Raw genomic sequence first — 13,439 nt, forward strand, 5'->3', positions numbered from 1 at the left:
TCGATACTCAGGTGGCAGGCGGTCATGAGTTTGGCCCACCGCCGGCGGTAGCGGTGCCAGGTCAGGAACCGGGTACGAGCCCGCGCGGTGACCCAACGCTCGAACATCTGCGGGCGAGCACGCTGCCACAGCACAAGTCCCGCGACGGACACCCCGCCGGCCGCGAGACCCATCGGCCACCCCAACAGCACCCAGGCGGTGACGACCAGGGCGAGGGGGACGGAGATCATCGGGAACAGGATCAGCCACCACACGCCGATCGCCGCTGCCCACAGCAGGTTGAGCAGCGCCAACGCGAACCGGTCCGATGCGTCCAGGCGGGTGTCTTTGCGGATGTGAACGGTTTTGGTGGTCATCGGCTCGCCTCCACGGTCGAGGGATCGAACAAGGACATCTGCCCCCGACACGGGGCGTGCAGGTCGGTGGAGCGGCGACCCTTGCGGACCTGACTCGCCGCCGCAGCCACCACCGGATTGACGCACTTCACGGTGTTGTCGCGCCCGACCTTGAGGCGGGCATCGCCATCGACCCGTCGCGGGCCACCGTGTTCGGGGATCAGCTCCCATGCACCGCGAGGCGTGGCGGAATCGGTTGGCAGCACGCGGGTTTCGTGGATGATCAGTGCCCCACCGGGCATGGGTCGGTCGTTGACCTCGTAGACGACATCACCGGGTTTCACCTGCGAGGGGCGCAGCAGGTAGAAGAACACCGCAGGCTCAGGCGTGGTCATGCCGCCTCATCCCATCCGTAGCCGTCGTCCAGGTCGGCATCCCACCCGGGCGCGTCCCCGGTCTCCACCAGCAGGTGCACCGCGATCCCGACCGGGTCCACGCCGCGGCGGTCGAGTTGGCAGCGCCGCAGGGCGCGGGTATCGATAACGGCATCGATGTCGTCATGGTGGTGGAGGGAACGGACGTTGTTGTTCATGACAGGGCCTCGATGTCAGGGATGCCGCACACTTCGCAGGTGCGGGAACGAGTGGCTTTGCCCAGCGACCACAAGGTGGTCTGCCAGGACTCGGGGAAGGAATGGCCGGCTTCGGCGCAGCGGGCGGTAGCGAGGCAGCCGTCACAACGCACCTGATCGCCGTCATACAGCCAGCCCACGCCGCCGCTGCGGGCATTGAGGTAGGCCACGGCCTGGTTGATGGAGTCGAAGCAAATCGACTCGTTCTCGCCTTCGGAGTAGATGTCACCGCAGCCGTCGCAGTACACGACCACGTGTGTCTCGGTCACGAATCCCCGCCTCATCACCGGTCACCGCCCCGAGACCACCGGATACGGACGTACGCGCGGGCACGGCCACGGTGGCGGCTCAAATGGAACTCCCCGTCCCAATCGACGTGGTAGTTGATGAGTTCCAGGAACTCCACCACGGTCTCGATGTCGGAAGGGGAACCGATCAGCCGCAGCGCCACCGGAGACGAGCCGACCGCAGCATTGGCGTTGTTGTTGGTGGTCATGCCGCCACCGGCCCGTCATCGAACCCGCTGAACCCGTCGAAGTCGGTGAGGTTGACCGGCCGCGGCAGTGGTGTGTACTGCTTGACGATCCAATCGATATCCGCGTTGGTGATGTGGAAGGCGCGAGCACGCCGGAAACCGGGGTTGCCGTCCTCCTGCACGTAGCAGACACCGGGAGTCGAATGCGGAATCTCATCGCAGCGCGAACCCCGCTCCCGAGCGCCTTGGCCGTGGATCATGGCGACCTGGGTGGGTTCGTCCATCCGCATCCCGATCCGATACGGCAACAACTGTCGTTGCGGCACAGTGTCTTTCGACGGATCGATCACCGTTTCGATCACCGAAAACAGTGGTGCCCGACCCTGCGACAGCAACTGTCCGTGAGCGTGTTCGAACCGGTTGCGCAACTCCGAAGTGGTGAACGCCGACAACACCGCAGCCTCATCGATGATCGTGACCACCAGCGGGTTATCCGGTGTCGGCACCGGCTTGCGCACCCCGTCTTGGCCGTAGCGGTCCGCGGCGGCTTTCATGTCCGCGACCGTGGCCTCCAGCTGGGCGATCATGAACTCCGGTTCGGTGTGCGCGAACTGGGTGCACAGCGGTTCCAGATGCCCGAGTTCCATCCGGCCTTTCGGGTCGATCAGCCGCAGGTCCACCCGTCCGGAACGGATCGCCGGACCCATGCCCTTGACCAGCGAATGCAGGACCGTGGACTTACCCGATCCCATCCCGCCGGCGATCAGCACATGCCGGCCCTGCACCGGCACCGGCCAGACTTCGCCGTCCTCGAACACCCCAGTCGGGACCGCCTCCAGGTCCACCCCGTCCCCGAACGCCACCATCGGCGCGGCAACGGCGTCGGCCAGGGTGTCGTAGACCCGCAGGTCCAGGCGGACGAAGCCGGGACCGGCACCGGTCGCGGTCACCTGGGGAACACCGAAGTACTGGGCCAGGGCGTCGAGGGTGTCCTCGTTGGTCCAGTCCTTGAGCTTCTGCCCGCCGAGCATCTGCACGTCCACCGACATCCCGAACGGGGTGTAGGACGCGGACAGGACATTCGGGAACCCGGTCTCCCATGAGCCGAGCCCCACAGCCGGCCACATCAACGACAGCTGCGCCGAATCGGTCACTACGAACACCGCCGTCCGCAACTCCACCGGAGCCCCCGCAACGACCTCACGAGCATTACCAGCCGGTTGCACACCAGCGCCGCGCGCCGCCAGTGACCGCAGCCACCACAACGCCGACGCCCCCGTGCACATACCACCGGCCAGCATCACCGAACTCGCGATACTCATCGGGACAACCCCCAACCTTCCGAGCCGCGCTCCAGCTCGCAGAACAGGCGGCAGCCATTTGGAGCAGGGGACTCAGCCGGAGCCTTGTCGACCTCCGGCCGGCCGAGACCGGCGTCCTCGCAGAACATCACGCATTTGGGCGCAGTCGCAGTCGGAGCCGGAGTCTCGGTGGTGGTGGCTACCGCCGAGGAGGACGCCACGGCCGGGACAGCCGGGGTCGGGGTGGCTGGGGACGAGGTGCCCAGCACTCCGACACCGGCCAACAGGGTCACCAGCGACGAAACACCCATCGCTACAGCAGGAACAGAAACAGTCATCTCAACCCCCCACAGGGATAGCGAGCGGCAGCATCGGCTGCTGAACCGGCCGCGGACGAACAGGAACAGGACGGATAGGCCGAACCGGAGCCGTACGCACCACCGCCGGGACAGCAGGCAGCGGCAGTTGAGCCGGTTCGGGATCGGTATCGGGCACAGGTTCGACCGCGGCGACAGCCGGCGTGTCGGTCTCCGGCACGGCGTCGGGCTCGACATCGGAGACGGTCTCGGTCGTGGGCTTCTCGACGCGTTTGCGCTGGGCAGCGCGGAACAGCATCACCCCGCCATGCGTGTCCACCAACAGCGCGATCGGGGCGATAGCCGCGATCACCGCCGCCACCCAGTTCGGAAGCTGTTGCCCATCGGTGAAGGCATGCAGGCTGTTGCCGGCCACCGACACCACCGCACCAACGCCGAGCACCCATGAGAACCAGCGGCGCTCATCGGGCCGGTTGGACAACACCATCGCCGACACCGTGGCCTGAATGATGGTGCCGTCCACGATCACCGGAAACAGCCACGAATCGTCGCGGTCGATGCCGGCCAACTCCGCCAGGTCGCGCAGTGTTTCGTAGCTGAGGACGAACGCAGCGACGCCGACACCGACGATGATCAACACCGCCGCCACCAGCGCCAACCGCATCCGCATCGAACGGTCATCCCCGAACATCACGCCACCCTCGAACCCAGGCGAGGCAGCCAATCTGGGAAGTTCAGACCGGCGTCGGCCCACTCACACTGGACCGCGTCCTCCAACGCCGCCGCCAGGTCCCACAGCAGATCCACCGCGACCGGCACCGTCATGAACATCGAGCCCGAACCCGTGGTCACCACAACCTTGTCGATGCGGTGCGAGTACTCGGCGTTCACCGCCGCCGGGTCGCCGTGAGGCGAGGAACTGACCTGCATCCACACGTCCGGGGCAGCCATCACGCACCCGCCTTCGCGGTGTTGCCGTTGCCGGCCGCGGCGTTGGGCTTCGGGGTGTTGTTGTCGCCCTTGATCCCTGTCGCCCGGTAGACGTAGCCCAGGTACTTGAACTCGCCCTGACCCATCACCTTCGGTTCCGCGGTCAAGCCCTCCAACTCGATGAACCACATGTCGTCGACGATCTGCTCACCCGCCGGCACCGGCTGGTGCTGCGAAATGAAGGTGATCTCGAACGACGCGCGCTTGCCCTTGCCCTCGCTGGCCTCATGCGGGTCGGTCACCGTCGCCGTCCACAACGGCAGGCCCGTGCCCTCCCCCGTCTTCGGGTCGAAGTCGAACTTCTGCTCCGGCAGCGCATTGCGGTCCGGGTTGTACTTGATCGCCGGGCCGATCGGAGCCATCAGGATCAGACGCTTCGGAAACGCCACCCGCGACTCGATCGGAAACTGGTAACCCTTGCTGATTGCCACGTGAATCCCCTTGTGTGAGTGATGATTTGGTCATCAAATGAGGTTCTGTAACCTCCGACACATCTAGGATCCCGCGACATATAGGGACGGAATAACCCGATATCTGGGACACTTTGGGACACTTTGCGGTAGCATTGAAGCATGACCAATGAACGACTTCGCGGGGCGATGGCGGCAGCAGACCTCACGAAACACGCTCTCGCGGAGCGGCTTAAGATCAGCACCAAAACCGTAGAGCGATGGATCACTCAAGACCGATGCCCGCATCCGGGACTTCGGCTAAAGGTCGCCCGCGAACTGGCCTGTGACGAGACCTACCTCTGGCCTGAACTTTTGGCGGGTAGTCGATCTGCAACCGCCTCGTTATCAGAGCTAGTGCAAATCTGGCCAACTCGTCCCGAGGTACCGCACGAGGTTTGGCGTTCGCTCATGCAGCAGGCCGCTGGCCACATTGATGTCCTGGTGTACGCAGGCGGCTTCCTTGTGGAGTCTCTCAACTTCGTAAACGTCGTCCGAGCCAAAGCAAGTGCGGGCGTGCAGGTTCGAATCCTCCTTGGAGAGAGCGATTCGCCGGAAGTTCTCGCCCGAGCCCGCGAGGAGGGCTTGCCGTCACTACCTCAGCGGTGCCAATCAACGCTGGAATATCTCCGGGAAACGATGGACTCGCCGATGGTCGATATCCGCACCCACCGCACGACGCTGTACAACAGCATCTACCGTTTTGGCGACTCGATGCTTGTCAACACCCACAGCTACGGTGCCTACGCAGCGAAGTCTCCCGTTCAGCATTTGCAGCGCGTCCCTGGTGGTCGTCTCTTCTCCTACTACATGGAGTCGTTCGAAGCTGCGTGGGCCACGGGACGTCCCGCATTATCCTGACCCTATGGGACGCCGAATCGACTACCACCAGGACCCCAACGCTCCAGCAGCCAATAGCGTCCGGCCTAGCGCCGCAGCATTCGTCCACCGGCAAGGCAGGGTCCTTCTTATATGCAGGTCAGATAATGGCAACTGGTCAATGCCTGGAGGTGCACACGACCCTGGGGAGTCTCTCAGCCACACCGCCGTCCGAGAGACCCAGGAAGAGACAGGGGTCGACATCCACATAACCGGAATCGTCGGAATCTTCACCGACCCGACCCACGTCATCCACTACACCAGCAACGATGAAGTCCGGCAGGAGTTCACCGTGGTCTATCGCGGTGAAGCAATCGGCGGGTACCCGACAACCAGCAGCGAAAGCACGCGCGTCGAATGGGTGCCGGTCGATCAGATTCCGGCCCTGAAGATGGACCCTAGTCAGCGAAAGCGAATCGACTGGGCACTCAATGAGAGCGAACCCTACATTGACCCCGACGCCCGCTGAGCCGCCATCCGCAACCGCGGCTCTGCTCGCGTGATGGCGGTATGAACCACACTTCCCGGTTCGTACCTTCTTAAAATCTCGGCCAATCGTTCATCCACTGTGAAGTCTTCGCCGTTCGGCCCGGTGGAGAGGTCAGCCCACCACATGAAGTCGTCGGCAGCGTCGAGTCCTGTAATGCCGACCAGCCGGAACTCTTCGAACAGTCCCACATCCAGGCCCCGTACATCCGCCTCGACCTCTGCCGCTGTGTGAAATGCCACCAAGTGACATACGACCAGCGAATACCCGAGCGAACGCAACAGCCGGGCACCGTCGATCGGGTGGAACCCGAGGTCCGGATACCCGTAACCAACGTCATGCAGATACGCCGCCATGATCGCGTCTGCACGCAGTTCCGTTGGCAACAGTCCCGCGACACTCTCCATCCGCCGGCCCACCGCGATCGAGTGAGCACGTCGCGATTCGGTCAGCGGAGACAGCAGGTCGGCCATGGCCTCATTCACGGCTGCCATGCTACGCGCGGACGCCGATCCCACCCGCGCTGAAGGACGATCGGCGCATCGCTGACTCTCGTGCGCTGCGTTGTGCGGGTTGTTGCCGAATTTCGCCATACAGACTCAAGAGCGCCCGCGGCGGCGCTTCGCGCCGCCGCCGCGCTACGCCGCACGGCGGCGTCCTCGTCGCAGGCTCCTCGGACACCGGTGCGTCGAGCGCGTCGGCAGCACTCGACCGCCACGGGCGCGCCGGAGATCCTGTCTGACCGCTTTCTGCATAACCGGGCAGCGCTGGGCACGCCGGCAGCCGTACCCGACTTACCTCCCGCAGCCGAGCCCGAATCCGCCGGCACTCTGCCCGGTCGACCGGCCGGGGTCCCGCCGAGGTACCCGGGTACTCGAACGAGGTCACCGCATCCAGCCAGCCAGGCTCGCTGGTCACCAGTTCCTCCCCGGTCGTGGCGGTCTGACTGATCCGAGGGCTATCACGACCCCAGCGGGCATCAAGAGCGCCTACGGCGTCACTGCGTGATCGGCATTCGCCGACTCTTGACACCCGCCGGAGCCGTGATCGAGACGCCCTCAGCCAGACCACCCCAACCGGAGAGGAACCCGCGAGATGATCACCAAGCCCACTACCTGCCAGCTCCGCGGATGCGACAACCCCGCCGCCGTCCCGTTCACCTCCAAGTACGGCCCGCAGGACCAGGTCACCTGGCACTGCACCCCGTGCAACACCCAGTACCGCCGCAACCTCGAGATGCTCGACCGCCACCCGTACTGACCCCGGGGGGCTTCGGCCCCCTTCCCTTCGGGCCACCGGCAACGACGCCGGACAGCGGAACCGTCAGCGACGCCGGTTCCCAGGCCCGAACCCCTCCGGCCTGGCTAGCCGGAAACAGTTGTCCCGCGCGGGAATCCTCTCCACCGCGCGGGACAACTGCCGAATTCTCCTAATAAGAACCTTTAAAGAAGGAGCGACGCAAACTCGGGTCGCCAACCATGTCCGCCACCTTCGGCCGCGCGATGATCCAGCCGACCCGGCATGGTGCGGCGCGCACTCCTCCGATCACCCTGCCGAAGGTGTACCACACTGCCGGGACACTCCAAAGGGCGCTACGCGTCACTCCGTGATGGGCTGCGCCCACCCTTTTCCGCACCCCGGCAGCGCGGTCCAGGCCATGCCCAGGCTGACCGGAGGAGCGCACACCCCACTCCCACACCTCCGGCACGATCATCGATGTTGACTGACACCTTCGGTGTCACGCGGGGCACTGCCCCGGACCCCGCTCCTCGCCGGAGAGGCAGGCATCCCAGAGGGGCATTCGAACATAGGTGCGAATAAAGTGATCTTGTTCGAACACGCGTAAGCGGCAGGTGGGCGACCCATCTGCCGGCCGTGCAAAGCATGTTCAGTTGGAGGATGTAGCGGGAGTTTCGGCGGAAGATTGACCGGCATTTTCCGCGGGTGACAGAGGATGCAGTGGGATGAGGAGAGATGTCGAATTTCGCGAATAACGTTGCATCTCAATAGCTTCGGATGAGGAGGGATGTGGCGGGACGTCGGCAATATGGTGCTGTTGTATCGTCACCGATATCCGTGACCGTTCCGACCGTGAGGGTGCAGAAGAATGAGCGCATCGCAAAGCGATTCCGTGGGGGGCGGGGGCCGGGCGACGGGCGGGCCGGCCTTCGAGACGATTCTGCTGGAACGCAAGGGCCGGGTCGGCTGGATCACGCTGAACCGCCCGAAGGCGCTGAACGCACTGAACGCACAGGTCCTCGACGACGTCATCGCCGCGCTCGACGAGCTCGAGCACGACGACGAGATCGGGGCCATCGTGATCACCGGCTCGGAGCGGGCCTTCGCGGCGGGCGCCGACATCAAGGAGATGCAGCCCAAGTCGTACATGGACATGTTCATGGACGACTACTTCGCCCGCTGGGACCGGCTGGCGCAGTTCCGCAAGCCGACCATCGCCGCGGTGGCCGGCTACGCGCTGGGCGGCGGCTGCGAGCTGGCCATGATCTGCGACATCCTGCTCGCGGCCGACACCGCGAAGTTCGGACAGCCGGAGATCAAGCTGGGCGTCATCCCCGGCATCGGCGGCTCGCAGCGCCTGACCCGTGCGATCGGTAAGGCGAAAGCCATGGACCTGGTGCTCACCGGCCGCAACATGGATGCCGAGGAGGCCGAGCGGGCGGGGTTGGTCTCGCGGATCGTGCCCGCCGCGCAACTGCTGGACACCGCCCTCGAGGTCGCCGAGACCATCGCGTCGATGTCGCTGCCGGTCGCCATGATCGCCAAGGAAGCGGTGAACCGCTCGTTCGAGACCACTCTCGCCGAGGGCTTGCGCTTCGAACGCCGGGTCTTCCACTCGCTGTTCGCGATCGAGGACCAGAAGGAAGGCATGAGCGCCTTCGTCGAGAAGCGTCCGGCGAAGTTCACCAACCGCTGATCTCGCGGTTCCACCCGGCCCGATCCGTCCGGCCGGGCGGAATCGTCGCGGTTATCCGAAGGCTCCGGGCGTGGGCACGATGATCTCCGCGGGCGGGGGCCCCTTGTCGCCTTCCGGTCGGGGCGCCTCCTTGCTCGTGGCGAGCAGTCCGGCGATGGTGGCGCCCAGCGCGAGGGTGACCGCGGCCGCCGCGATGAGCTTGCGCCGGTCGACGCCCACCGGGACCAGGGTGGCTCCGGCGCGCAACCGCGCCATCCGCACGTCGCCGCTCCGGCGTTCGGCGGCCAGCAGCACCGCGCCGCGCGCGGAGACGATCTCGGGTTCCGGGTCGTAGACGATCGGCAGGTCGATCAGCTCGGCCAGCTCGGCGCGGATGCTGGGACTGCGGGTGCACCCGCCGAGCAGCACCATGGCTTCCGGTCGCACTCCGGTCTCGTCGATGACCTGCCGCACGAACGACACCGAGTGGTGGATACCCGCCGCGCAGAGTTCGGCCAGGTCGCTGCGGGTGACCACGGCCCGGTCGCCGGTGCCGTCGTCGATCGCCGTGACCACCCTGGCCTCGCTGAGTTCCTCGCGGTGGCGGCGGATGGTCGGGGTGTCGGTGAGCACGCCGTCGCGGGCCAGCCGCCAGCGCAGCAGCGCGTCGTAGCCGTCGCCGCCGAGCACCGTGCTGCGCTTGCTGGACAGAATCGTGTCGGTGCGGCAGTCGGCATGGGTGATGGTGAGCCCTGAGCTGCCGAGGTCGTAGAGGATCACCGAGCCGCTGTCCGGCAGTTGCCCGGTGAAACGCAGATAGCGCAGCTGGGCGAGCGGCTCGTCGACGATGGTGACGCCGCGGCCGCGCACGCCCGCGCGGATGGCGTCGGCGTGCAGCGGACAGCGGCAGGTCACCGCCGTGCCCGAGATCAGCTCGTCGCGCCGGTCGGCGGCGCCGTTCATCCGGCGGATCGCCTCGAAGACCGACTCCTCGACACCACCGCCCGCCCGCCGCGGCACTTCGCAGCGATCGATCGGGGGTAGGTGTGGCTGATCGGAGTGTGTCAGCATCGCGTGGGCGCCGCCAGCGCCCGCCGATACCCCCAAGACCAGCACCATGTTCTCCATGGTGGACCTTTTCGCCTCCGCTGCCAAGACGGCGTGCCCGGCAATTCGCCGGATGGATGCCCGATTGTCACCGGCCGATCGGTCGAGCGCGGTATGCGACCGACCGGTACGCCGAATCAGTCTGTGGCCGTGGCCGACCAGCGCGCCGTTCCCTCCGCCGTCTCGAAGTCGCCCGCGGCATGTCGGAATTCGGCGAGTAGTTGCAGGAGCGTGTGCAGCCGCTCCGGTGGGAGGCCGGGCAGCGCGAAAACTTTCGCGTTGAGTTCCTCGGTGGCTCTGGCCACCAGTTCCCGTCCCGCGCCGGTGATTTCGATCAGAGTAGCGCGCCGGTCGCTGGGGTGCGGCACGCGCTCGACGAGCTTCGCCGCTTCGAGCCGATCCACGGTGTTGGTGACGCTGGTGGGATGGACCTGCAAGCGGGCGCTGGCCTTCGCCATCGGCAGCGCGCCGGTCTTGCTGAAATTCAGCAGCATGAGCAACTCGTAGCGGGAAAAGGTCAATCCGGTGGGCTTGAGCGCCTCGTCCACCCGGGCCATCACGATTTGCTGGGCCCGGACCAGCGACGTCACCGCGGCCATGCCGTCGGCGACATCGCCCCAGCCGTGACCGACCCACTGGCGGTGGGCTTCCTCGATCGGGTCGTTCGGAAGCGGGCGTGGCCGAGACATGTTCCGATCATTCCATGTCACCACGAGCGGACGGGGACATCCGACCAGCCTTCGGATCACCGTGAGCGCAATGGTAGGCGGGGCCTACCAGCCCCGGGCACTATCTAGTGCGAGGCGGGCGTGGCTGAGTGGTTTAGGCAACGGTCTGCAAAGCCGTTAACGCGGGTTCGATTCCCGCCGCTCGCTCCAAGCCCTCGGTGCCCGGCTCGGTGTACGCCACCGCCGAGCCGGGCATTTCGAGGCACACCATCGAGCGTCGCTTCAGGCGGCGTCGTTCGGTTCGGCGTACGCCACGGCCGTGCCGACCACTTCCAGGCGCACCCGCTGCCCGGTCACCGGGGCGGCGACGCTGGCGCGGCGTACCCGGATGGGGGCGCTCGCGCCGTCCAAGTCGATCGTCAGGACGACATCGGCGCCGCGGAAATCGACGGCACGCACCCGGCCGGTCTCCGACTCGTCCTCCGAAGCGATATGCGCGACAAGCTGTTCCGGGCGCAGCATGACGGTGGCCGGTCCGCCCGCAGCGCCGCGCTGCACCGGAATCCGGCCCAGCGCGCATTTGGCCACGTCGGCCTCCACCACCGCGTCCAGCAGCACGCAATCGCCGAGGAACCGGGCGGTGAACAGGTCCTTCGGCGTCGCGTACACCTCCTCCGGCGTCCCGACCTGGGTGAAGCGTCCCTCCCGCATCACCGCCACCTGGTCGGCGAAACTCAGCGCCTCCTCCTGGTCGTGCGTCACCAAGATGCTGGTCATGCCCGCCTCGCGCAGTGTCTCGGCCACTGCCTGCCTGGTCGTCGCGCGCAGGCCCGCGTCCAGTGCGCTGAACGGCTCGTCCAGCAGCATCACCGACGGCTTGCGCGCCAGCGCGCGGGCCAGCGCGACGCGCTGCTGCTGACCGCCGGAGAGCTGATGCGGCCTGCGGTCGGCGTAGGACGCGTCCAGCGACACCATCTCCAGCAGCTCCTGCACCCGCCCGCGGCTGTGGCGTCCCGAGCCGGGCAGGCCGTAGGCGATGTTCCGGCCGACGGTCAGATGCGGGAACAGCGCGCCGTCCTGGGCGACGTAACCGATGTTGCGGCGCTGCGGCGGCACCGAGATGCGCTCGCCGACAACGGTTTCGGTTCCGATCGAGACCGATCCCGCGTCCGGTGACTCGAATCCGGCGATCACGCGCAACAGCGTGGTCTTGCCGCACCCGGACGATCCGACCACGGCGGTCGCGGTGTGATCCGGCACATCGAGGCTGATCCCGCCGAGCACCCGGGTGTGCCCGAAGGTCTTCGACACCTCGGCGACGACAACGCGACTCATATCCCGGCCGCCTTCCGCGAATTGGTGAACAGCAGGTAGGTCACCGGCACCGCGGCAACGATCATGATCAGGGCGTACGGCGCGGCGGCCGCGTAGTCCAGTTCGCCGGACAGGCCCCAGAACCGCATCGCCAGCGTGCGAGTTCCGTTGGGCGCCAGCAGCAGCGTCGCGGTCAGCTCGGTCGCCACGGCGACGAACACCAATGCGGCCGCGGCAGCCGCGGCGGGCGCGGCGAGCCGCAGGGTGACCAGGAAGAACGTCGCGGGCGCCGATTTGCCCAGCGAACGGGACGCCTCCTCCAGGCCCACCGGCACCTGCGCCAGCCCGGCCCGCACGCTGACCAGGGCCCGAGGCAGGAACAACAGCAGGTAGGCGGCGATCACCATGCCCGCCGTCTGGTAGAGCGCGGGCGCCCACCGGATGGTCACGGTCACCATGGCCAGCGCGATCACGATGCCGGGCAACGAACTGGTGATGTAGTTGGCGCCCTCGATCAACCGCGCGAACGCCGAGGTGGAACGGACCGCGATCCAGGCGACCGGGAACGCGCACAGCGTGGTGAGCAGCGCGGCGACGGCTGCCAGGGCCACCGTCTGCCCGAGCGCGTTGCCGATGTCGGTGAGGTCCCACACCGCCGTTCCGCCGATGCGCAGCCAGCGCCCGATGGTCCACAGCGGCACGCCCAGCGCACCCACCCCCACCGTGACGAGCGCCGCCAGCACCGGTACCGTGGCGAGGCGCAATCGGATCGGGGTCGCGGCGCGCGGCGCCCCGCCGCCGATCCGCGCGTAGCGCGCCCGGCCGCGCAGCCCGGCTTCCGCGCCGAGCAGCGCCAGGCAGCACAGCACGAGCACACCGGCCAGCATGCTGCCCGCCGGACCGGCGAAGCTGGACTGGTACTGCTCGAAGATCGCCGTGGTGAACGTGTCGAACCGGATCATCACGAAGGCGCCGTACTCGGCGAGCAGATGCAGCCCGATGAGCAGCCCGCCGCCGAGGATCGCCAAACGCAACTGCGGCAGCACGATCCGGGCGAACACCGCCACCGGCCCCGAGCCCAGCGCCCGCGCCGACTCCTCCACCGCCGGGTCCAAGCGGCGCAACGTGGCTGCCGCGGGCAGATAGACCAGCGGGAAGTAGGACATCGTCGAGATCACCACACCGGCCCACAGGCCGTGCATGGTCGGGAAGAGGCTGACCCAGGCATAGCTGTTGACGAATGCCGGAACTGCCAGCGGGGCCACGAAAACCGGCCCCCACCACGACTTGCCCGGCACGTCGGTGCGTTCGACCACCCAGGCCAGCCCGACACCGAGCGCCACGCAGATCGGCACGGTGCACACCACCAGAGCGGCCGTGTTGCCCAGCAGCTCACCGACTCTCGGCCGGAACACCAGCTCCGCGGCCTGCTCGAAGCCCGTGGCGAAGACCGTCGAGACGATGTATCCGAGCGGCACGAATGTCGCCGCCACCAGCAACAGCGCGACGCCCGTGACCAGCGGCCCTGGTCTGCCGACCCGGGGCGCGGCGACAACGGTCCGCAGTGCCACG

General features: G+C 67.0%; 17 protein-coding genes, 1 tRNA gene and 1 pseudogene. 5 read left to right on the forward strand and 14 right to left on the reverse strand.

The window, feature by feature from the left end:
- From ACWEKR_RS33515 to ACWEKR_RS33555, 9 genes and pseudogenes are all read right to left on the reverse strand, one after another.
- A pseudogene (locus tag ACWEKR_RS33515) lies at positions 1-356 on the reverse strand (hypothetical protein); the annotation flags it as partial.
- The gene (locus ACWEKR_RS33520) at positions 353-730 is read right to left on the reverse strand and encodes a hypothetical protein (RefSeq protein ID WP_452357919.1); all 378 of its coding nucleotides are present in this window, start codon (positions 728-730) and stop codon (positions 353-355) included. The gene ACWEKR_RS33520 and the pseudogene ACWEKR_RS33515, both read right to left, overlap by 4 nt.
- A complete protein-coding gene (locus ACWEKR_RS33525; RefSeq protein WP_452357920.1) occupies positions 727-927 on the reverse strand; it encodes a hypothetical protein in 201 nt (66 codons plus the stop codon). Before ACWEKR_RS33525 ends, ACWEKR_RS33520 begins: the two co-directional genes overlap by 4 nt.
- Positions 924-1,235, reverse strand: coding sequence for a hypothetical protein (locus tag ACWEKR_RS33530; RefSeq protein ID WP_452357921.1), 312 nt, complete (start codon positions 1,233-1,235; stop codon positions 924-926). Before ACWEKR_RS33530 ends, ACWEKR_RS33525 begins: the two co-directional genes overlap by 4 nt.
- A 14-nt stretch (positions 1,236-1,249) precedes the next feature.
- The gene (locus tag ACWEKR_RS33535; RefSeq protein WP_452357922.1) at positions 1,250-1,462 is read right to left on the reverse strand and encodes a hypothetical protein; all 213 of its coding nucleotides are present in this window, start codon (positions 1,460-1,462) and stop codon (positions 1,250-1,252) included.
- The gene (locus tag ACWEKR_RS33540) at positions 1,459-2,763 is read right to left on the reverse strand and encodes an FtsK/SpoIIIE domain-containing protein (protein ID WP_452357923.1); all 1,305 of its coding nucleotides are present in this window, start codon (positions 2,761-2,763) and stop codon (positions 1,459-1,461) included. The genes ACWEKR_RS33535 and ACWEKR_RS33540 overlap by 4 nt, the downstream gene beginning before the upstream one ends.
- 318 nt (positions 2,764-3,081) lie before the next feature.
- A complete protein-coding gene (locus tag ACWEKR_RS33545; RefSeq protein ID WP_452357924.1) occupies positions 3,082-3,729 on the reverse strand; it encodes a DUF2637 domain-containing protein in 648 nt (215 codons plus the stop codon).
- Between the two features lie 20 nt (positions 3,730-3,749).
- Positions 3,750-4,010 carry a hypothetical protein gene (locus ACWEKR_RS33550; protein ID WP_452357925.1) on the reverse strand — a complete coding sequence of 87 codons (261 nt, stop codon included), beginning with the start codon at positions 4,008-4,010 and terminating at the stop codon, positions 3,750-3,752.
- Positions 4,010-4,480, reverse strand: a complete 471-nt coding sequence (locus ACWEKR_RS33555) for a hypothetical protein (protein WP_452357926.1) — start codon at positions 4,478-4,480, stop codon at positions 4,010-4,012. Before ACWEKR_RS33555 ends, ACWEKR_RS33550 begins: the two co-directional genes overlap by 1 nt.
- Positions 4,481-4,621: 141 nt before the next feature.
- Here ACWEKR_RS33555 and ACWEKR_RS33560 point away from each other — a divergent pair, with 141 nt between their 5' ends.
- Both ACWEKR_RS33560 and ACWEKR_RS33565 read left to right on the forward strand, forming a co-directional pair.
- Entirely contained in the window at positions 4,622-5,359 is a 738-nt protein-coding gene (locus ACWEKR_RS33560) for a helix-turn-helix domain-containing protein (protein ID WP_452357927.1), read from the forward strand.
- Between the two features lie 4 nt (positions 5,360-5,363).
- Complete coding sequence (locus ACWEKR_RS33565; protein WP_452357928.1) at positions 5,364-5,846, forward strand: NUDIX hydrolase; 483 nt, start codon at positions 5,364-5,366, stop codon at positions 5,844-5,846.
- Here ACWEKR_RS33565 and ACWEKR_RS33570 read toward each other — a convergent pair.
- A complete protein-coding gene (locus ACWEKR_RS33570) occupies positions 5,822-6,349 on the reverse strand; it encodes an HD domain-containing protein (RefSeq protein WP_452357929.1) in 528 nt (175 codons plus the stop codon). The genes ACWEKR_RS33565 and ACWEKR_RS33570 overlap by 25 nt on opposite strands.
- A gap of 610 nt (positions 6,350-6,959) precedes the next feature.
- On the opposite strand from ACWEKR_RS33570, the gene ACWEKR_RS33575 reads away from it, so the two are divergent.
- Together ACWEKR_RS33575 and ACWEKR_RS33580 are read left to right on the forward strand one after the other, a co-directional pair.
- Positions 6,960-7,124 (forward strand): hypothetical protein, encoded by a 165-nt coding sequence (locus ACWEKR_RS33575; RefSeq protein WP_452357930.1) that lies wholly within the window; start codon positions 6,960-6,962, stop codon positions 7,122-7,124.
- An 847-nt stretch (positions 7,125-7,971) separates the two neighbouring features.
- Positions 7,972-8,799 carry an enoyl-CoA hydratase gene (locus ACWEKR_RS33580; RefSeq protein ID WP_195088287.1) on the forward strand — a complete coding sequence of 276 codons (828 nt, stop codon included), beginning with the start codon at positions 7,972-7,974 and terminating at the stop codon, positions 8,797-8,799.
- 51 nt (positions 8,800-8,850) lie between these two features.
- Here the strand turns inward: ACWEKR_RS33580 and ACWEKR_RS33585 are convergent, their stop codons facing one another.
- Positions 8,851-9,897, reverse strand: a complete 1,047-nt coding sequence (locus tag ACWEKR_RS33585; RefSeq protein ID WP_195088289.1) for an Hsp70 family protein — start codon at positions 9,895-9,897, stop codon at positions 8,851-8,853.
- A 125-nt stretch (positions 9,898-10,022) separates the two neighbouring features.
- A complete protein-coding gene (locus ACWEKR_RS33590; RefSeq protein WP_452357931.1) occupies positions 10,023-10,574 on the reverse strand; it encodes a MarR family winged helix-turn-helix transcriptional regulator in 552 nt (183 codons plus the stop codon).
- A gap of 114 nt (positions 10,575-10,688) precedes the next feature.
- Here ACWEKR_RS33590 and ACWEKR_RS33595 point away from each other — a divergent pair.
- Positions 10,689-10,763: transfer RNA gene (locus ACWEKR_RS33595), tRNA-Cys, on the forward strand.
- A 72-nt stretch (positions 10,764-10,835) separates the two neighbouring features.
- Here the strand turns inward: ACWEKR_RS33595 and ACWEKR_RS33600 are convergent.
- Positions 10,836-11,888, reverse strand: coding sequence for an ABC transporter ATP-binding protein (locus tag ACWEKR_RS33600; RefSeq protein ID WP_452357932.1), 1,053 nt, complete (start codon positions 11,886-11,888; stop codon positions 10,836-10,838).
- Positions 11,885-13,438, reverse strand: coding sequence for an ABC transporter permease (locus ACWEKR_RS33605; RefSeq protein ID WP_452357933.1), 1,554 nt, complete (start codon positions 13,436-13,438; stop codon positions 11,885-11,887). The genes ACWEKR_RS33600 and ACWEKR_RS33605 overlap by 4 nt, the downstream gene beginning before the upstream one ends.
- Position 13,439: the final 1 nt, after the last annotated feature.

This window comes from Nocardia sp. NPDC004573 (assembly GCF_053602135.1).